Genomic DNA, 20,748 nt, shown 5'->3' on the forward strand with positions numbered 1-20,748 from the left:
TCGGAGTTACAAACCCCGATTTAAACTTTACACAGATTTTGAGATAGTGTCCCCATAAGCCACCATCTCGCCTGATCTTTAAATTTTTTTGATTCAGCGTTAAAAAGTCCAGCATAATTTCTTACTCCTTGAAAAGTAGGTAGCATACCAACCTCGTCCAGAGATGCTTTGACTCTAACAATTAGCTCATCAATATCCTTAACCTTTCTTAAATATCCATCAATTTTCGCATTGTAATTGACTAAATTTTTAGTGACATTTTTGCCAACTAAGGATTCCAGAAACAGTATCAGTCTTGGTATAACATCATTTAGCCGCAATCGAATAGATTTTGCTGACTCTTGACTTAATTGTTCTAAAAATTCTTTTTGAACTGAAGTATGCCGTGATCTCCATTCGTCTTTATTCAACTTTTCAACTATCGAATCTACGTTTGGAACAGAACTTCTAAATTGAGCCGCAATAGAATTAAAATCATTTACAACTTTTTCAATCTCTGCCCGCTCAGTGTTTGATAACTTCTCACCCTTCCAATCACTATCAATTATTGCACCTACAAGTTCGATCGAATATTCCATCAGTTCTTTCAGGTGAACATCGTCAAGAAATAGTTGATTATTAAATCGCTGTAAAAGCTCTTTATGAAAAAGAAAATTTGATGCTAAGCCACTCAATGCGCTTGGCGACTTTTCGTAGCGAGATACTTTTGGATATTCCGATGAGTAATACATAATCTTAATGATTCGTCCAAGTGCTCAATCCACAATTATTAGAACGCTGAAACATATTACATATAAAAAAAGTATTTGTCAGGCAACACAGAGTCGTCGTCTGCATATTGAACGATTTCACCGACCTTCTGTGCAAAACGTAGCGTGATGGGTAAACTATCAAAGAAATTACAATTATTGAAGTTCAGCTTTGTCAATGCTAGAATTTCTTCACAGACACGTTTCAATGTGGACTCACCCTCAAATATTGAGATCTCCAAAGGGCGCGGAATATGAAGACCTGGATAGGTCTCGTAGTAGGGAATATAGCCGGTCGTATACAAAACACCCGTATATTGATCCAAAGGAAGCATCGTTCCCCTTACAACAGGATATCGACCCTCCCGTCGTAGCAACTTTATGCTAGAAGTTTTAATTGTTACTAGATCTATGGTAACATCATCTCCAAGTACTTTTCGGATACCATCTTTAAGACCCTCGACTTCTGCATATTCAGCATGCTGCGAAGAGTTCCAGAAATCGGTTGTTTTATGTATTACTACGCGGTTAGGTAAGATATTGTTATTGAACCGCTTATACCTTTCAATTACAGACTTAATAAGATCCTCGGCATAATTATAAGTCAAGTGGGGTGCAGGAGTGTTGTGGAAATTAGAATCCCATTTAAATGATTTACCAATAAATACAATGCCTTTTCCTTCATAGTTAAATGCCTGCGCAATACTTGACCTAACTAGGTTTGTATCGGCATTAAGCACTTTATGAAAGCTTATCCCAATAAAACAAGTGTGCTTATCTTTTAGGGTCAATGTCCATGGAGTACCACCATTTTTGTAATAGTTTGCTACAACAAAATTCCATGCTTGCATAGAAAGATCTTGAAGAGACTTCTTCTTTCCAAGAACAGTATCTTCTAAAATAATTTGCACAGGAATTGATCCTGGTAATGTAATAAGTTGAGCTTTCAGATATCGCCGCAAATTAAAGAAGGAATTCCCTTTGAAAGGGATAGACGACAAATCTTTAAATACCTTGGCTGGTATAACAATGAAGCATAAATTTGGTAAAGATAAGCTAGTCGTCAATAAGTCAATGTAGGCATCTTTGTATAAGTCGCATATTCTAACAATGCGATCAAAGTCCGTCAAATCATTATCAACTAAAATCGATTCAACTTTTGATTGCTTAATAGTTCGGTTATTTGTCTCATCATTAACAAAACTACAACGAAAAACCGCTTCTGATGAAAACCCAGGAAAATCTGGATTTAATCGCTTATTTTGCTCGTATTGTATTTGTACTTCTGTACTTGTATCCTCAAATTCATCTTCAAAATCACCACTAAATAGCAGGCCGTCTTCATCATCCTCATCAATAACTTCTCCATCTAATATCTTGGTTTCCGAAGTCATTTTAACTTCTTTAGCAGTAGCCTCAATAAGACCGGAAAAACTCTCAATCCATTCCGTAGTCTTCTCCAAGCCAAAACTTGTTCCTATTAGTGCATAATGAAGTTCAGATCGATGTGTGTAAGAACTGGTGGAAAAGAAACCTCCAATTGTGATCCCTTGTTTTGGGTCTTCACTAAGGCGGTCGTTTCCAAATTCAAGCAGGGGTTCACTTAATAATTCGGGTTTCATATCAAAGAAATATGGCTAGTTGTTGTGAATTTTCGTTCACTGGTGGTCTAGTTTTTGCGGATGATCGCACTGAATCCATTGCGATTCCAAATGGGACATCAAAACAAATCGGTCTACCAACGCTTATATCCGGATGCTGCAAATTCTTTCCATCAAAAATCATCCACTCTGTATTGTTTTTCGCAAAGTGGTACCACCAAAAATGAAGTTCATCTAGAACTCCATCATTGTAAGTTCTTGAATTGATGTAATTTGTATATTTAGTTATCTTGTCAGGCCTTATGGGAGTCCTTCGGTCTGAGGTAAAAAGGTATTTGTGATTCAGTACTAGATAGAGCTTATTTTCAATAAAGACAATTTTGACATTGATTGCCCAGTGTCTAAAAAAGTGATCTTTTCCATACTCGTAATAGCCTACCACCTTTTTTTCAGTTTCCTTGGCGATTTTTCTAGTCTTGAAGGATACTTTGTGCTCCTGCTGATCCTCTTTTAAGTAAAAGTAGTATCGCTTATAGTCTTTCTGCCACCACATGCCACGACGTCTCATGAAATCTGATATGTAAGCGTTCATCAGCTCTACATAGTAATTCTTTAATGTAGATGAGCTAACGATATCGTTGAATCTATGCTCTTGGCAATTGCAGCCGTCTTCCGAAGCTTGATCAAAGAATTCTTTGAATCCCTTCCCGAGCGTCAGTAAACGTGTAAATGAATGAATCCTTGATTATAAAATATGGAGCTATGCCTGACTGAATTTCAGAAAAGAGAGCTTTCTTGTTTTTGAACCTACTGGAAAATGAATACATCCATCTAGGTTCGGATCTAAATGGCCATAGGTTGGAGTCAATAATTTCAGAGACAGAGTGATTAAGTCTCGGCTTGAATGACGACGCGAAACGATCCAGGAACTCGTTACTTCCTGTTGTGAGGTGATTGTCTATCTTCGAAAACTGAATTGGTGCTGCTTTTTGTCTCCCTTTTTTTGTAGACAGCGCTACATCAATATCAGTTATTTTTTTGCAATAAAGATATTCATTCCCTTTGCGCCCGTCAAAGATCACTAGAAGAACCTCATATCCGAACCGCCTATAATTGTTCCAGTATTCCAGGTCAGACTCAGAGGCGCTAAAACAAAAGGAATCTTCGGTCTCTCGAATCATGTAGCTATTTATCATGCTCTGTCGACTTGACCTGAACTTTTAATATGCGTGAGGTTGGCTTAGTCTTTCCATCGTCAGTCTTTTCTGTCAGTTCAATCTCGCCATCGATACCAAAATCATTTTTGGTTTCTTCCCTCCAGATAATATAAGGATTATGCCGATTACAATAATCCGCGAAAACATTAACTCCTCTCTCAGCAATGATATGTGACGCACGAACTATTTTTGACATAATGCTTGAATTTTTGCAAAATTAAAGATAACAAATACAAAACTTATTTCAAAGATTGTAAACTTTTGGAAAATTCAAAAATCACATAAGGCTTATAATCAATAAGTTATATTTTTTTTATGAAAACTTTTTTGCTCTTATTCGATTTTTTATTATCTATTTTTTTATTGCAAGCCTTTTCTTAGATTTATAATCGCGGTGTGAAAAGGATATTCAAGATTTAAACGCGTTAAAAATTTCAGATATGTCCTAGCAATGACTCACACTTCAGGGAGCGTGTAATTACATTTTACATGTAGTTCCGATAGTCGACTGGACTTGGAGGGAAACCTCGGATGTCAACTAATATATCCATGCGTAGGTATCCGTAGAAAGAATTTTGGAATCAATTCTATCCTAAGCGGTCATCATCCACAAACGAGCAAAAACCTTCCGCCGTCACGATCAGATGATCCAGTACCCGAATATTCAGTAACTCTCCAGCCTTTCTCATATTCTCAGTAATATACTTATCAGCATCACTCGGCACAAGCTGGCCAGAAGGGTGGTTGTGTGCCAGGATAATCCCTGTTGCATTGGCCTTCAAAGCCGCTGCAAAAACGATCCTTACATCTGCACTTGCTCCTGAAATCCCGCCTTTGGAAACTTCAAAAATACCTAGCACCCGGCTGGCATTGTTCAATAGCAGTATCTTGAACTCTTCAATAAATTCCAGTCTGTCGGGGTTCCAGCTTTGGATTAGCACATTGTATGCATCTATGGACGATGTTATTTTAGGACGCTGGCTTGCTTGTACATTGGTTTTGTAGATCAGCTCAATTTCTGCTACCTGATACAAGTTTGAGACATTTGCGAAGCTTTCCATAATTACTAGATTTGAAGTGATTGAATGAATTATGGCGCTTCATTCTGGCACTGGGCAAGCAAGTAGTGGAAGCAACGGAATAAAGGAAAGCCCTGCGGGCAGCAAGGCATTCATGCCGGTGTTTATGCCGGAATTTCTACTACGCCCCGCAGCCCTGTGCCTACCTTTGTGGCATCATTGATACAAGAAACTCTGCCCCGCATGGAATGCCGGACTTAGCGGTAGTCTTCAAGTTTTTTTTCAAAATCTTAAACTTTTTAGCAGCCTCAATCTTTTGAAAATCAATAGAGTACAATGGGTACAATTGAGGTACAGCCGAAAGTTGTACTTGAAGAGCCTTGATTTCTGGTGTTGTTTTGTCATGTCCTTTCGAGAAAGGCAAAGCAATTATCCACTTCAAAACAGCAAGACATTATGTTACCACATTTCACCTGGACGGAATACTTACTGACATTGGCGTCACTTGTAACTGTCTATTATGCGATCGTCGGCATTGCGTTCTACCGGCATGAGCTCAAATCGTTTTTCAGCTCGCAAAACAAGCTCTGGCAGCGGGCGGACAAACCTCCCCCAAGTAGCTAGCGAAGCGACTACGTTCGACGCTGATGAAAAGGAAATAACGCAAACAAAAAAGCCAGTCTGGCAAAATGAAGAAGTATTTGGCAAGGTGGAGGAGCTGGCGCAGCAGATCAGGCTCGATATCGGAAGCCTGCCAAAAAAGATACGAAAGGGAAGACCTGATCTTTCTAATCCAACTATTAATCAAAGATTTTTCCGCCATCAGAGGCACACCGTTCCGGCTTGCGATCGATAATGTGATCACATCGGAATCGGCAAAATATGGCCACATCAACCTCAGTGCTGCAGAGCTAGAGGAAGTTTGGAAGGAGGTTTAATGATGGGCCCGTCTCCCACCCTCCCCGGTTGACGCCGGGGAGGCGCAAGGGAGCAACTTCAAATCAATGTTCAACAATCAAATTTATGAGGGGTATGAAACGTGTGAAATCCGCAGTTATCTGCAAATCCAAACAATTATTTACGGCAATATTGCTGTCGCTCAGTGCCATGGTCGCCAAAGCGCAGGACGGCGCAGCGGGTATTTCTGAGGCCGATAGCCAGGTGAGAAGCTACTTCGAGCCAGGCACACAGCTGATGTATGCCATCGGCGCGGTGCTCGGCCTGGTAGGCGCCGTGAAAGTATTCCAGAAGTGGAATGCGGGAGATAATGACACTGGAAAAGTGGCTGCGGCGTGGTTTGGAAGTTGTATTTTCCTGGTGGTGGTCGCCACCGTGCTGCAATCTTTCTTTGGCCTATAAGCATTACCGTTATGCGAAATACGAGCGTATACCAAATCAACAAAGGCATTAACGCCAGCATTGAATTCAAGGGGTTGAAGGCGCAGTATATCTGGTATATGGGTGGGGCGGCTATCGTACTGTTTGCAATTTATGCACTGCTTTATGTGTGCGGGATCAGGTCTTACATCTGTGTCGGGATTGTTGTCTGTTTGGGAATCCCGATGATCATGGGCATTTACCATTTGAGCGGGGTTTACGGTGAGCATGGAGTCACGAAGGTGTTGGCCAGAAGGAGCATTCCAAAACATGTCAGGTCAAATTCAAGAAGCATTTTCAAACCAATCCGTAGCCATGGAAAAATACTTGGATGACCTCATTCCGATCATGGACATTGAGCACAATTGCATCCTGAGCAAGCAGGGCGACATTACAGTGGTATTTCAGGCAGATCTGCCTGAAATATTCACCCTGTCCGATCACGATTACGAGGCCTTTCATCAAACGTTGGTGAAGGCGCTGAGGGTGCTTCCCTCCCACTCCATATTTCACAAACAGGATTGGTTTGTCGACAGCCGGTATGAACCCGACTTTTCAAAAGAGGACACCAGTTTCTTGTCACGGAGCAGTGAGCGGCATTTCAATGAGCGGCCATTTTTGGATCACAGCTGCTACATCTACATTACCAAAAAGCCAGCAAACAGAAAGCTTTCAACCTCGCTGCTCTCCAATATGATCCGACCGACGCTGGTGCCTGAGGAAACGATGGACGCCAAAGTATTGCAGGAATTGCTAAGCTGCGTCGGCCAGTTCAAGCACATTATGGAAGACAGCGGCTTTGTTAAGTTGCGACGGTTGAAGGATGAGGAACTTTGGAGCCAGCCCGGCCGAACCGGGATTATTGAGCAATATTGCTATTTGTCGGAGCGTGAAAGCCCAGTTATCAAAGACCTGCAATTTGCTGACGGGATTCAAGTCGGAGGTCAGCACTGTCAACTGTATACGCTGGCTGATACGGAAGACTTACCATCTACCTGCGGCTCACAAATCCACTTTGACCGGTACTCGACGGACAAGACAAAATTCAGCGTTGGCTATGCGTCTTCGCTCGGGCAACTGCTAAGCTGCAACCACATTTACAACCAGTACATTTTCATTGACGATGGCGCCAAAACGCTTCGAAAAATGGAAACCAAACGGCTGAGGTTGCAATCACTGGCTGCTTATTCGCGAAAGAATGCGATCGCACTAGATGCAACCAATGCATTTTTGAACGAAGCGATCAGCAATCAGCGATTACCTGTGAAGGCGCATTTCAATATGCTTGTTTGGACGCACAACAAGGAAGAGCTCAATGAGCTCAACAACAAAGTCTCTGCCGCACTTGCGCAAATGGAAGCAGTCGCCAAGCAGGAAACGACGGGCGCACCTCAGATTTTTTGGGCGGGCATTCCGGGCAATGCGGCGGACTTTCCAATGAATGAAACCTTTGATTGTTTTGCCGAGCAGGCCTCCTGCTTTCTAAATCTAGAAACGGGTTACCGGTCGTCAATCAGCCCTGTCGGCATCCGGCTTGGTGACAGGCTCACAGGCAAACCGGTGCATGTAGATATTAGCGACGAGCCGATCCAGAAAGGGATTTGCACTAACCGGAACAAATTCATTTTGGGGCCTTCCGGCAGTGGCAAGTCGTTCTTTACCAATCACATGGTGAGAAGCTACTATGAGCAAGGTTCACATATTGTGCTCGTCGATGTCGGTCACTCCTACAAGGGCCTTTGTGAATTGGTAAATGGATATTACTTCACTTATCAAGAAACTAACCCGATCCGCTTCAATCCCTTCTATATTGCAGAAGGTGATGCCTTGGATACGGAGAAGAAAGAAAGCATCAAGACGCTGATCCTTGCGCTTTGGAAGAAAGACAATGAGGTTTTCAAGCGCAGCGAGTATGTAGCCCTGTCCAATGCATTGACGATGTACTACGCAGAAATCAACAGCTCAGGCGGATTTCCTTGCTTCAACACCTTCTACGAATTCTTGCGTGACCAGTTTGTAAACATCCTGAGTGAAGACAAAGTCAAAGACAGGGATTTTGATATTGGCAATTTGCTTTATGTTTTAAGACCCTACTATCAGGGCGGTGAATTTGACTATTTACTGAATGCGACCGAAAACATTGACCTTTTAAGTGAGCGGTTTATCGTCTTCGAGCTGGATAACATTAAGGATCACCCGATTTTGTTCCCTGTGGTAACGATTATCATCATGGAGGTTTTCATCAGTAAAATGAGAAAGCTGAAAGGCATCCGCAAAATGATCCTGATCGAAGAAGCGTGGAAGGCGATCGCCAAGGAAGGAATGGCCGATTACATTAAGTATTTGTTCAAAACTGTCCGGAAGTATTTGGGTGAGGCGATTGTGGTGACGCAGGAAGTGGAAGACATTATCAGCTCTCCCGTGGTCAAACAAGCGATCATCAACAATAGCGACTGCAAAATCCTGCTGGATCAGAGCAAGTATCAAAACAAGTTCGACCAGATCCAGGAACTACTCGGTCTTACGGAAAAGGAAAAGACGCTGATCCTGTCGGTCAACAAAGCAAATGATCCGCTTCGCAAGTATAAGGAAGTCTTTATCAGTCTCGGCGGGACGCTTTCCAGAGTGTACCGGACCGAAGTTAGCCTGGAAGAATACCTGTGCTACACCACTGAGGAAACCGAGAAAATCAAGGTGATGGATTATGCCAGGCGGTTCGGAAGCATGCAAAAAGGAATTGCCGCGCTTGCCCAGGATATGAAGGCAGCAAACTCTTAAAGCACACTGGAATGAGAAAGCATATTCTATTCTTCACGCTAATACTCGCGCTAACAATGACGCCGGTCCAAAATGCCCAAGCGGCGAATCCTTGGGCCGCAGTAATCAAAGCTGCGATCAAGAAGGTTGTTAGAGCAGTTGATTTGATGATCCAGCGCAGACAGAATAAAGTAATCAGGTTACAAAATGCACAGAAAGCCATTGAAAATACGATGGCAAAGCTGCAACTGGATGATATTACTGAATGGGTCAAAAAGCAGCGGGACCTTTACAAGAAGTATTATGAAGAGCTCAAAAAGGTCAAAGCAGTCATTGCCTATTACTTCAAGATCAAGCAGATCGCTGATAAAAACTCCCGGCTTGTTGATGAATACAAGAGGTTTTGGGGGCTGATCTCAGACGACAAGCATTTCACTGCCCAGGAACGCAACTACATCTTCCAGGTCTACGTGGGTATCCTCGAAAATTCCGCGAAAAACATTGACTTGCTCAAAATGATCGTGGAATCCCTGACCATGCAAATGACAGACGCGAAGCGGCTAGAACTGATCGACAACGCAGCCGACAAAACAGACCAGCTATATAGCGACCTGACCCGTTTCAATCAGGAAAACGCAATGCTTAGTATAAGCCGCTCGAAAAATCAGCAGGAAGTGGATGTGGTCAAAAAGCTATATGGGATCAATTAGCACGGACGGGAGGATGAAAAAGTTGAAGATGCTATTACTGCTGTTGGGATTTGCTCATGTTGGTTTTGGGCAGACATTTAAGGAATGGTTCCGGCAAAAGAAAACCCAAAAGAAGTATTTGATCGAGCAGATTGCGCAATTGAAGATATATCTGGAACTAACCGAAAAAGGTTACAAGATCGCCAAAGAAGGTTTGACGATGATCGGGGACATTAACAATGTGGAATTCAAGTTGCACAAAAATCACTTCGATTCACTTAAAGTCGTTAATCCGAAGATCGCTAGTCTTGTAAAGGTCAAGTGGATCGGTATGTATCACGGTGAGGTAAAAAGTGTTTGTAGTTCTTGTGTGTCGAAACTGAGTCAAAGCGAATTTCTTACCAGTGACGAGCTAGCTTACTTGCGGGCGGTATTCGACCGGCTTTCCAGCGACTGCGACAGAATACAGGTCTCTCTAAAAGAGGTGACTACCGACGGCAGTTATGCAATGACAGATAACGATCGTATCAAACGCGTCGAAGACTTGTACCAGCATATGCTTTTCAATTTCACTTTTTCAAAAGCTTTTTGCAGTGAGTCTGCGGTACTCGCGGCGGCGAGGATAAAAGAGAAAGAGGATGTTACAACCAGCCGAGCCTTGCGCGGCATAAAATGAGAGCAATGAAATATGCACTGATACTATTACTGTTGACTTCGCTCCTTCTTCCGGTGAAGGAGGCGAAGGCCCAAACGCCGGAGGTCACACAACTGATCCTGAATATTCAAAAGCTTAATCAGCTACGGAAAATCCTGAAAGAGTTGAAGGCCGGATATGATATTCTTTTTAAGGGTTACACGACAATTAAGGATATTTCAAAAGGTAATTTTAAATTACATGAAGCATTCCTTGACGGGCTCCTGGAAGTTAGCCCAGCAGTAAAACGATACAAACGTATAGCGGAGATCGTGGAATTTCAAGTTCGGCTGATTTCGGAATATCGGACAGCATTAGGGCACTTTCAATCAGGGGAGTACTTCAATAAGGATGAGCTTGATTACATGGAGCGCGTTTATTCCAGGCTGATTAGTCAAAGCTTGAAAAACATGGATGCATTGACGATGGTACTGACCGCCAAAAAAATGCGAATGTCCGACGATGAGCGCTTGTCTGCCATTGACAAGATCCACGAAGAGATGCAGGACAAGCTGGTTTTTCTCCGTCATTTCAACTCCACAGCAGCAACATTAGGCTTACAACGGGCCAAAGAATTTGCCGAAGTCGAAACCAGCGCACAATTAAACGGCGTCAAGCCTTAATCCAAAACGTAATGAATGCAATGACGAGAACCGCATTAGTTGCGGTGATGGGAATCAGTTTGCCACAATTTTCTTTTGCCCAAGGGTTTCCCGAGCAAATTAGCGGACTTCACAGTGTGCTTGACAAGCTGTATGACGAAATGATGCCAATGTGTGCTAAACTAATCAGTGTCGGGCGAGGAATCGCAGGTTTCGCCGCAATTTGGTACATCTCATCAAGAATATGGAGACACCTGGCCAATGCCGAGCCGATCGACTTTTACCCGCTGTTCCGGCCATTCGTACTGGGGTTTGCAATCCTGATGTTCCCCTCGGTCTTAGCAATGATCAACGGCATTATGTCGCCTGTTGTCCGGGCCACCTCGGCAATGGTCGAAGGTTCTAATGAAGCTATCACTTTGCTGTTGAAGAAGAAGGAGGAGGCGATCATGAAAACCAATGTATGGCAAATGTATGTCGGCGCCACAGGAAACGGAGATCGTGACAAATGGTACAAATACACGCATGGAAACGAAGACCCATCAGGCGAGGGCATTTTTGCCAGTGTCGGCAACGACATCAAGTTTTCGATGGCAAAGGCATCTTACAATTTTCGCAACTCAATCAAAGAATGGATGAGCGAGATCCTCAGATTGCTGTTTGAAGCTGCCGCGCTTTGTATCAATACACTCCGAACTTTTCAGCTGATTGTCTTAGCTATTATCGGCCCCCTAGCATTTGGGTTCGCAGTCTTTGATGGTTTCCAGCATACACTCACTGGATGGATCGCGCGGTATGTGAACATTTTCCTGTGGCTTCCAGTCGCAAATATTTTCGGGGCGATCATCGGCAAGATCCAGGAAATGATGCTGACGCTGGACATTAGCCAGGTTGAGGGGTCAGGTGATACATTTTTTAGCTCAACTGACATGGCCTATCTCATCTTTCTAATTATTGGTATAATAGGCTATTTCTCAGTGCCTTCGGTTGCCAACTACATTGTTCATGCAGGCGGCGGAAATCCATTCCTATATAAAGTCACTACGCTTTTCTCGCAGACCGCGACTGGAATTGGTAACAGGGCATTTCCAGCAGGTGGCGGCTTTGGCTCGCTTCCCAGAAGCACAGCCATGCCAAAATCTCAAAACTCATAATCATTTACAGTCATGTTCACCAAAGCAAAAAATATTGACACTGCGTTCCGGCATGTTCGCGCATTTACTGTGATTATCATTATATGCTCAATTGGCTTCTGCTGCTTTGCAGTTTACAAAAGCTATCAGCTGGTAGATAAAACACAGGATAAGGTCTACATCTTGGCAAGCGGAAAAGTACTTGATGCCTACGCATTCGAGCGAAACGAAAATATCCCAGTCGAAGCCCGTGACCATGTCGCGACTTTTCACCGATACTTTTTCAGCCTCGACCCGGACGACAAGGTAATCCAGTCGAACCTCGTAAAGGCGCTTTATCTGGCAGACGCATCGGCCAAAGCGCAGTACGAGAATCTGAAAGAATCCGGATTTTACACCAGCATCATTTCCGGAAATATCAGTCAACAGATCAGCGTTGACACAGTTGAGATCAAAACAGATGACTATCCGTATTACTTCCACTGCGTTGCCAGCCAGCGCATTATCAGATCTACCAGTATTGTCACGCGCAAGCTCGTCACGGAGGGCTACCTGAGAAGCGTCTCACGCAGTGATAACAATCCGCACGGGTTTTTGATTGAGCGCTGGACTACCCTTGAAAACAAAGATGTAAATGTTCAAAATCGTTAAATTATGTTCTACAATTTCAATCGACACAAACAAAAGACTAGCCCGGCAGCAGTTACAGAGACAGAAGCTGCAGCCGTCAAAATTGCCGGAAAGATTAAAGCTAAACAGAGGAAACTAGCTGACTGGATGAATCAAGAAATGTCAGGACTGCCCGTCCGATGGCAAAAAGCAATCCTCTTTGCAATTCTAGGATTAGGTGTAGCTTACTGCATTTGGCTGACCATACCGTACTCTCACACGGACAAAGAAAGTCACACGTTTCAGAGCTTGGTCGGTAAAACAAGCTCGATCAAAGCTGCAACGCCAAGCCCAAAACAGCAGGCATTCGAGAACTATCTGGATAGTCTTGAAAAGGCCTTCATTGCTGATAGCATCTATCACTCACAACAAAACAACAATGATCATGCAGAATAAATCATACAGTCGAAAATTCTTACAACGGCGAAAATTTTACACCTTTCTGCCATTATTAGTCCTCCCCTTCCTGACAATGCTTTTCTGGGTATTGATTGGCAGAAAACAGGGAGACTTTGCCGCAGAAAAAGATCATAAGGGACTGATCCTAAGCCTTCCAGACGCAATCCTGAAAGACGACAAATCTTTAAACAAGCTCAGCTTTTATCAGAAAGCCTCAGCAGATTCGGCGCGGTTGCGCGAAATGATAAAAAAAGATCCTTACTATCAGGATACTTTGTTAGTAGCGGCAGGTGGCCCCTTGGGTGTACCATTGAAGAACCTTGATGGCCCCGGAAGAAAAAGGAAAGGGTTAGCACAACCCAACGAAACACAAAATCACGAGCAGGCGGAACAACAGGTACATCAAAAAATTAGTGAACTAAACAGAGTGTTGTCGCAGACGTCTCAGCCTGACTTTGAATCCTTTGAAATTGAAAAGCTATCGAATAAAAAAGCACCATCAAGTGCTGAGATCGAGCGGTTAGAACAGTTAATGGCAGGCCTTGATCAGGAAGCGTCGGAACCTGAAAGCGATCCGGAAATGCAGGAGCTCAGTGGCATGATTGACAAGATCATGCAAATTCAAAACCCTGACCTTGCGGCTAGCAATGTAGCCGAGCAATCGATTGCAAATAGAAAACAGGTTTTTCCAGTTACGGAAGTCCGTGACCAAGCCAACGTTACATTATTCGGAGTGGCCGATATGTATTCGGATTCAGCGACAACGAGCAATCCTGACCGATTGAGCACAAATACCGGCTTCTACTCGCTGGAAAACTCAGAACCCAGCGCCGCAAATCTCCCCGCTATTGAGGCTGTAATTGACCAGGATCAAACACTAGTCACCGGGGCCACAGTTAAATTTAGATTATCAACCGATGTCTTTATTGCGGGTAAACGGATTCCGGCTGGCAGCTTTCTATACGGGAAGGCCAGCTTGAACCAGGAGCGGTTGCGGGTCGCCATTGAATCTGTCCGCTCAGACAATGCACTATTTCCGGTTAGCCTGAATGTCTATGACATGGATGGCATTGAAGGCATTTACATTCCGGGAGCGATTTCAAGGGATGTTGGTAAGCAATCTTCTGACCGGGCAATTCAAGGCATCAACATTCCTATGGTTGATCCATCCATAGGAGCGCAAGCTGCAAGCGCAGGCATTGAAGCCGCAAAAACTTTCTTTGGCCGTAAGGCGAAACTAATTCAGGTATCCGTCAAAGCTGGTTATAGGGTGCTGCTTAAAGACGCAAACGCCAAGACGATTTAATTCCACTCTTTATCAATCATTCCACTAACATGAGAACATTCTTTTTGTGTCAGCTACTGCTGTGCCTTCTAATTATTACAAGTGGCTTTTGTCAGGTCATCGAAACTTCGGTCATTGAATCTTTCCCGCTGGAAGTCACTACTGACAAAACCACCCACTTAATTTTCCCTTTCAGCATCAAAACGGTGGACCGGGGTAGCAAGGATTTACTCGCTCAAAAAGCGGTTGGCGTTGAAAACATTCTTCAGGTAAAAGCTGCGCGGCCCGACTTAAATGCAACCAATTTGACCGTGATCACAGCCGATGGCAAGCTGTTCTCTTTCGATGTTGAATACGCCTTGAAGCCGCTTAACCTGAACATTCTGGTGAGCCCGCCTTTACAACAAGTTGCGAAGTTAAGGACTGACGCTTTTAATGAAGCCGAGGTTGCGAAAGTCGCAGAGACTGCCGCGACAGGTAGCGGCAGAAATATTTCAATCAAAGACAGATCCTCACAATCCGAGCTCTCTTTGTCTGGACTCTACATTGAGGAAGGGCTGCTTGCCTATAAAATTGATCTGATCAACAACTCATCCATCAGGTACGACATAGAAAATTTTCGGTTCTTCATTAGAGACAGAAAACAACCAAAACGCACCGCAGTTCAGGAATTGGAGGTCAAGCCTTTTCATATCCGGGGCGATACCAGCGCTGTTGACCCGCGCTCCTCCCACTCTTTCATTTATGTGCTTCCGAAGATGACAATTCCAGACAAGAAATACCTTTCAATACAGGTGCAGGAGAAAAACGGAGGCAGGCACCTCAACCTCAAAGTTCGCAACAAACACATTTTAAAAGCAGCTCCGATTAAGCAATAGCCATTTTATCAATTTTAAACTTCAGAAATCATGAATGAAAAGAATTTTGAATATCTCCGCGACCAAGTTAAGTATACCGGTTTTGGCGACGGATTGGAAGCTCAGCTAAAAGACAATCTGAAAAGACAGCCTCCCGAATTCACTTTGCAACACCAAGGAACATTTGGCAAAGATGAATTAAACAGTTCTCTGCATTTCAAGCGGTCTGCGACAACAGATATGTATTTTTTTAATAGCTACACCGCTTCCTTAAAGCAGGATCAGGCTAATGAAAAAATGAACCAAACCTTCTATATAGGTAAGGATAACAACATAACCTTGAAAGAGGGCTATAACCTGATGAGCGGGCGCGCAGTTAATAAAGATTTGACCAATAAAGAAGGTAAGATATACAATGCCTGGCTGCAAATGGACTTTAAGCAAACCGATAATGCTGGAAACTTCAAACAGAAGCAATTTCATGAAAACTATGGCTTCAAGCTAGAAAATGAACTTGCTAAGCATCCAATCAAGGAATTGCAGAATGATCAGGAAAGGTCCAAACTGTTAGATTCGCTTCAAAAAGGAAACCGTCAATCGGTAACATTCCTTGAAAATGGCAGTGAGCAGCGAAGGTATATCGAGGCCAACCCTCAGTTCAAATCCGTGACGGTTTTTGATGCGAACATGCACAGGATCAACAACAGGCAGTCACAAGAGGCCTCCCAATCCAAAGGGAAAAGCCAAGCACAGAAGGTAGAACAAGGGCTGGGCGACGATGGAAAAGACCATCACTCAGGCAAAAAGCCAAAGAAAAATCAAGGAATGTCGGTAAGCCAATAATCTATGGATATCACCAAACGTCTTGATCAATTCTTTACCGATATCAGTGTAGACGCTCGTATCACAGCGATGCATATCAGCGTCTACACCGCCGTTCTCCGTTGTGCAAACAGGCTAATGAGTGAATGCATATCCATGTACAGCTATGAGCTGATGAGCCTGTCTAAAATATCTTGCGGCAAGACCTATTATAGAGTTGTGCGCGAGCTAAGCGATTTTGGATACATTGTCTATGAGCCCTCATTTCATAAAAATCGGCCTAGTAATATCCGCTTGTTGGCATAGCAGGTTTAATAATCATCTATTGATTTTCGAAAAATATGAATATCGAATTCATCACAAAAGAAGACTTGCAGCAGCTCCGGCGAGAGCTCCTTGAGGACTTAAAACAATTCCTGACAAGCGATAAGTCGGAGCCAAAAAAATGGCTCAAAAGTGCTGATGTCCGCAAGATGTTAAATATCTCGCCCGGAACCTTACAAAACTTGCGCATCAATGGCCAGCTCCGGCCCAATAAAGTTGGAGGATCATTTTACTACGCATTTCAGGACATCCAGTCTCTGCTTGCAGCAGATTCCAAAACTAAAAGGTAATGGAAAGATCAATATCCAAATTCTTTAATCGAATACTTCTAGATAAGCGAGTGAAGGTGTGGCATGTAGGGACTTACCTGGCACTGGTTCTGCTTTGGGACAAGAACAAACAATCAAGTCCCTTTCATGTAACGCGCCGAACGATTATGCATTTGTCGAGAACTAAAAGTACTGCTACGTACCATAAATATCTCAAAGAACTTGAATCATTTGGTTACATCCAGTATTTACCATCCCATCATCCTAAGCAGGGAAGCCAAGTGTGGATGGTTGAGTAGCTGAAATTCTGTGCAGGCTTGTATCAAATGTGGTGCAGGTATTTCCAATGCATTAATTTTACATCTGATCAATCAGTCATCACTCAAACAAAAGGGCTATGATTCTTGCATTCAGTATTACATCGGTAACGGCCTACGGCGTGATTCTTCTAATACTTGGGCTGGTTTTAAGGGTATTTGTAGGTAAACGAAGGTTCAACAGAAGAGGTTATGGCGGGGCTCAGCATTATAACAGCTATTTTTCGGCAATCCTCACATCGACCGGGGAAGGACTATTATTGATTATTTCGGCATTGGCAATAGTGTCAGGTATTATTCTGATTGTCTTAGAGCTTTTCAACAGTCATTAGCACCTGATTTCGAAAAACTCAAACAATTGAACCGCCCCCGACTCTGAGCTGCTGAAAGCTCTGGGTCGGGGGCGGCTTGCATTTAGGGGTCCATACAAGATTGTGGGGACTGGCCCCCACGGTTAATTAAGATTGAAGCTTGCAGGCCCGTGTTTGGCAAAATCATTGCACAAATTGAAAGCAGCCTGGGTTCTGAGCTGCCCGGTGCCGCCTAGTACAATCGACTTTAATTTTGCCTCGTCATCCTGGAATTTTCTGACATTCTGAAAATAGCCTGTCACAGCGTTATAAGCTCCAAAAACTGTTCCCATCGTTGTGGGGAGCTGCTGTGTTGGATTGGACAACGCGTATTCGTAGACATCCTCAACAATGTTGACAAACTGGGTTGAAAGTGCGTTGATTTTGCCATCTTTCAGGTTGCCTAACACTTCCTTATTTGGTGCCATAGCAATCTCAATCAATCTTTTTAATTGCGGGTCGGTGATGGGTTTCTTTGCCCAGTTATTAAAGGTTGCACCTATTTCCTCACTAAACCGGCTTGCGATTCCCATCACTTTGTGAGCTGTTCTTAACCTCTCTGACGCATTGCTCGTGTGGCGGATCTTTACAACGTTGGTCATATTTTTCAAGGCGGCATTGAGCGTATTGGCACAAACAATCCTTACGGGTGTGAAAGCTGCTGTAATGCTGCCACTGCCATCATGGGATGTTGTTAGAAACAAGTACTTCTCAATGAGATCGTCTTTGCCGACTTGAATATAACCAGGTAGTTTGGCCGTAATGAAGATCTTTTCACCTTTGCCCAGGACACCAGCGGTTTCATACATAATGCCATCACCATTGACGATGCTATCAAAAAACGTAAAAGCATCCCGATTTTGGACTAACTGATAATCTTTGCCGACAACTCCCAAAACAGCATTATTGTCCGTTCGCATCGTCGCAAAATATCCCGGGACAGGAACTGGGTTATTGTCTTTCGATTCTTTACTATCGATAGTTCCGGCAGATAAATTGGCCTTCTCAACCTGATAGTCAAGTCCGGCGTAGATGATTGCCTCTTTGCTGGTTGGATATTGCTTGACCACCTGTCCGAGCCCGTGCCAAGCTTTTTCCCTTACACTAAAAAAGCTGTGTTTGTCGGTGTTCTCATTGAAATTGATGTTGTGAGCCATGATTGTACATGTTAGAAGTTAGAAATGATTTTCTTTTTCCTTCCTCTCTCTTCTTTTTAATGAATGTTTGACAAAGAAAAACGAGAAAAAAAGAAAGCATCTCTAACAGTGGCCCTCAACTGGCCAAAAGGAAAAGGAATAAGCGCCGCAGGCTGGCGGCTTGAACTCCAAGTATCTATACAATAGAAGAAGCCGCCATTATGCCGGACGCTTTTGGCACCTATAATTAAGTCTCAGGAAATAGGGCCACTTATTTAGCTGCGCTTTTGCCGAGTTTGTTTGTCAATCGACGGTATCATTAACGCGATTCTAGGAATACAAACTCTCTATTTTTTTCATATCCTCCGAAATTTTCTTATCGACAATCTTGGCGTAAAGTTGAGTGGTCCTGATATTTCGATGCCCTAACATTTTGGAAACGCTTTCCATAGGAACACCATTCGTTAATGTCACTGTGGTTGCAAATGTGTGCCTTGCCAAGTGAAATGTTATGTTTTTATTTACCTGACAGACATCCGCGATCTCTTTGAGATAAGCATTCATTTTCTGATTAGAAAGCACCGGTAAAAGCTGACCTTTAGCAGAGCACTGCGGATGGCTTTCATACTTTTGTAATATTTTACGAGCAGCGGGCAATATTGGCACTCGTGAGGATGTCTCTGTCTTCTGTCGTTTGATTGTTATCCATAGCTCACCTCCATGCCCCTCAATAACCTCGGAACGTTGCAGCTTAAAGACATCAACATATGATAGGCCTGTGTAGCAGCAAAACAAAAATATGTCCCTTACTTGATCCAGCCTCACGTTGTCAAACTCTTTCAAGCTGATTTTTTCAAGCTCTCTCTCAGATAATGCAGATCGATCTACTTCACGTTTAGCGAATTTAAATCCGTAGAACGGGTCTCTACCTAGCCAGCCCTTTTTTACGCAGCTTAGTACAATTTTCTTGAAGTTTGCAAGATACTTCATTGTAGCATTGTGCCCACACCTGCGTTGCGTCTTAAGCCAAAACTCGTACTGCGCAATGAAGTCGTAATCCAAGCTTTGAATACTGAAATCATTCAAATTGTATTTCCATTTGATAAAATTGCGAGTATGTTCTAATGAGGTTTTGTATCTGACCAAAGTTATCTTCGAATATTCCGTACCGACCAAAGAAGCCATATCACAATTATGCTTCTCAAAAATCTCCAGAATCATTTTCTTTTTCTCATCGTCATTAACCAGCTTATTCTTAAACAACTCTGCGGTAATTGTAATCTCCGATTCAATCATTTTTCGATGAAGATCGTAAACCTTGGATTGGAGCACATCCAAATAGGAATTTATGCTTTTGACCTCTTCCCTATTCCCCGCCACCCTTCCAGCTGCCGAATTCCACTTTGTGGGTTCGCATTCTCGCTTTGTAGCGACTTCTATACGTTTTCCATCGACTGTCAACCTCATATAAATAGGAAGTTTACCCTTTACGTAATTGCTGCGCTTTTTAAGATAAAATAACAGCGTGAAACTTTTTGTTAGCATAGCATTCAATTTTTAAAGTGATAAAAATAAAGTTCCAGCTAGCCAAAATCAAGATGTTTACGCGGTGAACAGGTTCATAATCAAATATATGCAGTGGATTCGGTGAGCAGTTTTAGGAACAAAAAAGGGCTCACCGAATTGCTCACCAACATATTGTGATTATTTGAATATTTTGATAAGCTCAAAGCAAACAAAAAGCCCACAAATCACTGATTTGCAGGCTTTTGATACTTTTTGTAATTGATACTGGTGGAGATGCAGGGAACAGCAATACGATCCCGCTTACCCTTTTGATTTAACCTAAATCAAGTTTTTGATGCATTTCTAACCCTTTTTGAAAAAACGGTAACCGAATATGCAGTCATTGGTAGTTAAAATTAGCCCATTGGGATGACATCAGTTCAACCCGATTAAACCGGTAAACCAGTTCGGGTTGATGATGGCATTAGGGACGCGACCCGGCACTGGAACAATGGTTGCCGCCTTCATGTCCTTGAACATCTTCCGGCGTGTATCCCTCGTTCTGTTACCTGGGCAAATGATAGTCGCGCCCTTAGACTTTCCCGGCATTGCGAACTTCCTTACAATGGCTCTCTGCAAGTCCAAGTCTTCTTTCAACTTCTTGACCTCCTCCGAGTCGTCATTGGATCGAATGCCGGTAATGACATATGAAATGTCAAACGTAGGGTAGAATTTATGAATTCTACTTAAAAGCAAGGCTCCGGGCATATTCCTTCCGGAAGTGACATTCGTAAATGTCTGAGAGGAAAATCCAATTTGAGATGCAATTGCGTTTTTTGAAACACCCAACTCTTGTATTTCCTCAGAAAAACGACCTTTTATTCCTTCTTCTTCCATAAATAATAATATTTATAAATTTTGTTTGATTTAGTTTCAACATTATTTATATTTGTATGTAACGACGGTTTAAATATAA

23 protein-coding genes are annotated in these 20,748 nt (G+C 43.0%); 15 read left to right on the forward strand and 8 right to left on the reverse strand.

The annotated features are described in order from the left end of the window. Positions 1-20: 20 nt before the first annotated feature. From MUK70_RS11445 to MUK70_RS11465, 5 genes are all read right to left on the reverse strand, one after another. Entirely contained in the window at positions 21-731 is a 711-nt protein-coding gene (locus MUK70_RS11445; RefSeq protein WP_234652066.1) for a hypothetical protein, read from the reverse strand. Between the two features lie 56 nt (positions 732-787). Beyond that, complete coding sequence (locus tag MUK70_RS11450; protein WP_234652068.1) at positions 788-2,371, reverse strand: argonaute/piwi family protein; 1,584 nt, start codon at positions 2,369-2,371, stop codon at positions 788-790. A gap of 1 nt (position 2,372) precedes the next feature. Then, positions 2,373-2,942 (reverse strand): hypothetical protein, encoded by a 570-nt coding sequence (locus tag MUK70_RS11455; RefSeq protein ID WP_244784810.1) that lies wholly within the window; start codon positions 2,940-2,942, stop codon positions 2,373-2,375. A 593-nt stretch (positions 2,943-3,535) separates the two neighbouring features. Next, complete coding sequence (locus MUK70_RS11460) at positions 3,536-3,763, reverse strand: DUF4365 domain-containing protein (RefSeq protein WP_244784812.1); 228 nt, start codon at positions 3,761-3,763, stop codon at positions 3,536-3,538. 391 nt (positions 3,764-4,154) lie between these two features. After that, positions 4,155-4,628 carry a JAB domain-containing protein gene (locus MUK70_RS11465; RefSeq protein ID WP_234652072.1) on the reverse strand — a complete coding sequence of 158 codons (474 nt, stop codon included), beginning with the start codon at positions 4,626-4,628 and terminating at the stop codon, positions 4,155-4,157. Between the two features lie 414 nt (positions 4,629-5,042). Here MUK70_RS11465 and MUK70_RS11470 point away from each other — a divergent pair, with 414 nt between their 5' ends. The 15 genes from MUK70_RS11470 (at position 5,043) to MUK70_RS11540 (ending at position 16,484) form a co-directional block, all read left to right on the forward strand. Further along, complete coding sequence (locus MUK70_RS11470) at positions 5,043-5,210, forward strand: hypothetical protein (RefSeq protein ID WP_234652074.1); 168 nt, start codon at positions 5,043-5,045, stop codon at positions 5,208-5,210. A 65-nt stretch (positions 5,211-5,275) separates the two neighbouring features. Continuing rightward, positions 5,276-5,524: a hypothetical protein gene (locus MUK70_RS11475; RefSeq protein WP_234652076.1), complete on the forward strand. Its 249-nt coding sequence runs from the start codon at positions 5,276-5,278 to the stop codon at positions 5,522-5,524. Positions 5,525-5,618: 94 nt separating this feature from the next. Then, a complete protein-coding gene (locus tag MUK70_RS11480) occupies positions 5,619-5,945 on the forward strand; it encodes a DUF4134 domain-containing protein (RefSeq protein ID WP_255716572.1) in 327 nt (108 codons plus the stop codon). Between the two features lie 11 nt (positions 5,946-5,956). Beyond that, positions 5,957-6,298: a DUF4133 domain-containing protein gene (locus MUK70_RS11485; RefSeq protein WP_234652078.1), complete on the forward strand. Its 342-nt coding sequence runs from the start codon at positions 5,957-5,959 to the stop codon at positions 6,296-6,298. After that, positions 6,279-8,741: a TraG family conjugative transposon ATPase gene (locus MUK70_RS11490; RefSeq protein WP_234652080.1), complete on the forward strand. Its 2,463-nt coding sequence runs from the start codon at positions 6,279-6,281 to the stop codon at positions 8,739-8,741. The genes MUK70_RS11485 and MUK70_RS11490 overlap by 20 nt, the downstream gene beginning before the upstream one ends. Positions 8,742-8,752: 11 nt before the next feature. After that, entirely contained in the window at positions 8,753-9,430 is a 678-nt protein-coding gene (locus MUK70_RS11495) for a conjugal transfer protein TraI (RefSeq protein WP_234652082.1), read from the forward strand. Positions 9,431-9,443: 13 nt separating this feature from the next. Then, a complete protein-coding gene (locus MUK70_RS11500; protein ID WP_234652084.1) occupies positions 9,444-10,085 on the forward strand; it encodes a hypothetical protein in 642 nt (213 codons plus the stop codon). Between the two features lie 5 nt (positions 10,086-10,090). Beyond that, complete coding sequence (locus tag MUK70_RS11505; protein ID WP_234652087.1) at positions 10,091-10,726, forward strand: TerB family tellurite resistance protein; 636 nt, start codon at positions 10,091-10,093, stop codon at positions 10,724-10,726. Between the two features lie 20 nt (positions 10,727-10,746). Then, on the forward strand, positions 10,747-11,859 hold the full coding sequence (gene traJ / locus MUK70_RS11510; protein ID WP_234652089.1) for a conjugative transposon protein TraJ: 1,113 nt from the start codon (positions 10,747-10,749) through the stop codon (positions 11,857-11,859). A gap of 12 nt (positions 11,860-11,871) precedes the next feature. Next, entirely contained in the window at positions 11,872-12,489 is a 618-nt protein-coding gene (gene traK / locus MUK70_RS11515; RefSeq protein ID WP_234652091.1) for a conjugative transposon protein TraK, read from the forward strand. 3 nt (positions 12,490-12,492) lie between these two features. Further along, positions 12,493-12,903, forward strand: coding sequence for a hypothetical protein (locus MUK70_RS11520; RefSeq protein ID WP_234652093.1), 411 nt, complete (start codon positions 12,493-12,495; stop codon positions 12,901-12,903). Beyond that, positions 12,893-14,212 (forward strand): conjugative transposon protein TraM, encoded by a 1,320-nt coding sequence (gene traM, locus MUK70_RS11525; RefSeq protein ID WP_234652095.1) that lies wholly within the window; start codon positions 12,893-12,895, stop codon positions 14,210-14,212. The genes MUK70_RS11520 and traM overlap by 11 nt, the downstream gene beginning before the upstream one ends. Before the next feature lie 29 nt (positions 14,213-14,241). Beyond that, complete coding sequence (gene traN, locus MUK70_RS11530) at positions 14,242-15,069, forward strand: conjugative transposon protein TraN (RefSeq protein WP_234652097.1); 828 nt, start codon at positions 14,242-14,244, stop codon at positions 15,067-15,069. 30 nt (positions 15,070-15,099) lie between these two features. After that, positions 15,100-15,891, forward strand: coding sequence for a hypothetical protein (locus MUK70_RS11535; protein ID WP_234652106.1), 792 nt, complete (start codon positions 15,100-15,102; stop codon positions 15,889-15,891). Positions 15,892-16,211: 320 nt separating this feature from the next. Further along, the gene (locus tag MUK70_RS11540; RefSeq protein WP_234652108.1) at positions 16,212-16,484 is read left to right on the forward strand and encodes a helix-turn-helix domain-containing protein; all 273 of its coding nucleotides are present in this window, start codon (positions 16,212-16,214) and stop codon (positions 16,482-16,484) included. 750 nt (positions 16,485-17,234) lie between these two features. Here MUK70_RS11540 and MUK70_RS11545 read toward each other — a convergent pair. From MUK70_RS11545 to MUK70_RS11555, 3 genes are all read right to left on the reverse strand, one after another. After that, complete coding sequence (locus tag MUK70_RS11545; RefSeq protein ID WP_234652110.1) at positions 17,235-18,287, reverse strand: DUF932 domain-containing protein; 1,053 nt, start codon at positions 18,285-18,287, stop codon at positions 17,235-17,237. 309 nt (positions 18,288-18,596) lie between these two features. Beyond that, the gene (locus MUK70_RS11550; protein WP_234652112.1) at positions 18,597-19,811 is read right to left on the reverse strand and encodes a site-specific integrase; all 1,215 of its coding nucleotides are present in this window, start codon (positions 19,809-19,811) and stop codon (positions 18,597-18,599) included. A gap of 396 nt (positions 19,812-20,207) precedes the next feature. After that, positions 20,208-20,669, reverse strand: coding sequence for a helix-turn-helix domain-containing protein (locus tag MUK70_RS11555; RefSeq protein WP_234652114.1), 462 nt, complete (start codon positions 20,667-20,669; stop codon positions 20,208-20,210). Positions 20,670-20,748 lie beyond the last annotated feature (79 nt).

Origin of the sequence: Dyadobacter chenwenxiniae, from assembly GCF_022869785.1 — a bacterium.
GTDB classification, from domain to species: domain Bacteria; phylum Bacteroidota; class Bacteroidia; order Cytophagales; family Spirosomataceae; genus Dyadobacter; species Dyadobacter chenwenxiniae.

Coding starts and splice junctions, on each gene's coding strand:
- MUK70_RS11445 (WP_234652066.1), bottom strand. CDS start 731: ATGTATTACTCATCGGAATATCCAAAAGTATCTCGCTACGAAAAGTCG.
- MUK70_RS11450 (WP_234652068.1), bottom strand. CDS start 2,371: ATGAAACCCGAATTATTAAGTGAACCCCTGCTTGAATTTGGAAACGAC.
- MUK70_RS11455 (WP_244784810.1), bottom strand. CDS start 2,942: ATGAACGCTTACATATCAGATTTCATGAGACGTCGTGGCATGTGGTGG.
- MUK70_RS11460 (WP_244784812.1), bottom strand. CDS start 3,763: ATGTCAAAAATAGTTCGTGCGTCACATATCATTGCTGAGAGAGGAGTT.
- MUK70_RS11465 (WP_234652072.1), bottom strand. CDS start 4,628: ATGGAAAGCTTCGCAAATGTCTCAAACTTGTATCAGGTAGCAGAAATT.
- MUK70_RS11470 (WP_234652074.1), top strand. CDS start 5,043: ATGTTACCACATTTCACCTGGACGGAATACTTACTGACATTGGCGTCA.
- MUK70_RS11475 (WP_234652076.1), top strand. CDS start 5,276: ATGAAGAAGTATTTGGCAAGGTGGAGGAGCTGGCGCAGCAGATCAGGC.
- MUK70_RS11480 (WP_255716572.1), top strand. CDS start 5,619: ATGAAACGTGTGAAATCCGCAGTTATCTGCAAATCCAAACAATTATTT.
- MUK70_RS11485 (WP_234652078.1), top strand. CDS start 5,957: ATGCGAAATACGAGCGTATACCAAATCAACAAAGGCATTAACGCCAGC.
- MUK70_RS11490 (WP_234652080.1), top strand. CDS start 6,279: ATGGAAAAATACTTGGATGACCTCATTCCGATCATGGACATTGAGCAC.
- MUK70_RS11495 (WP_234652082.1), top strand. CDS start 8,753: ATGAGAAAGCATATTCTATTCTTCACGCTAATACTCGCGCTAACAATG.
- MUK70_RS11500 (WP_234652084.1), top strand. CDS start 9,444: ATGAAAAAGTTGAAGATGCTATTACTGCTGTTGGGATTTGCTCATGTT.
- MUK70_RS11505 (WP_234652087.1), top strand. CDS start 10,091: ATGAAATATGCACTGATACTATTACTGTTGACTTCGCTCCTTCTTCCG.
- traJ (WP_234652089.1), top strand. CDS start 10,747: ATGACGAGAACCGCATTAGTTGCGGTGATGGGAATCAGTTTGCCACAA.
- traK (WP_234652091.1), top strand. CDS start 11,872: ATGTTCACCAAAGCAAAAAATATTGACACTGCGTTCCGGCATGTTCGC.
- MUK70_RS11520 (WP_234652093.1), top strand. CDS start 12,493: ATGTTCTACAATTTCAATCGACACAAACAAAAGACTAGCCCGGCAGCA.
- traM (WP_234652095.1), top strand. CDS start 12,893: ATGCAGAATAAATCATACAGTCGAAAATTCTTACAACGGCGAAAATTT.
- traN (WP_234652097.1), top strand. CDS start 14,242: ATGAGAACATTCTTTTTGTGTCAGCTACTGCTGTGCCTTCTAATTATT.
- MUK70_RS11535 (WP_234652106.1), top strand. CDS start 15,100: ATGAATGAAAAGAATTTTGAATATCTCCGCGACCAAGTTAAGTATACC.
- MUK70_RS11540 (WP_234652108.1), top strand. CDS start 16,212: ATGAATATCGAATTCATCACAAAAGAAGACTTGCAGCAGCTCCGGCGA.
- MUK70_RS11545 (WP_234652110.1), bottom strand. CDS start 18,287: ATGGCTCACAACATCAATTTCAATGAGAACACCGACAAACACAGCTTT.
- MUK70_RS11550 (WP_234652112.1), bottom strand. CDS start 19,811: ATGCTAACAAAAAGTTTCACGCTGTTATTTTATCTTAAAAAGCGCAGC.
- MUK70_RS11555 (WP_234652114.1), bottom strand. CDS start 20,669: ATGGAAGAAGAAGGAATAAAAGGTCGTTTTTCTGAGGAAATACAAGAG.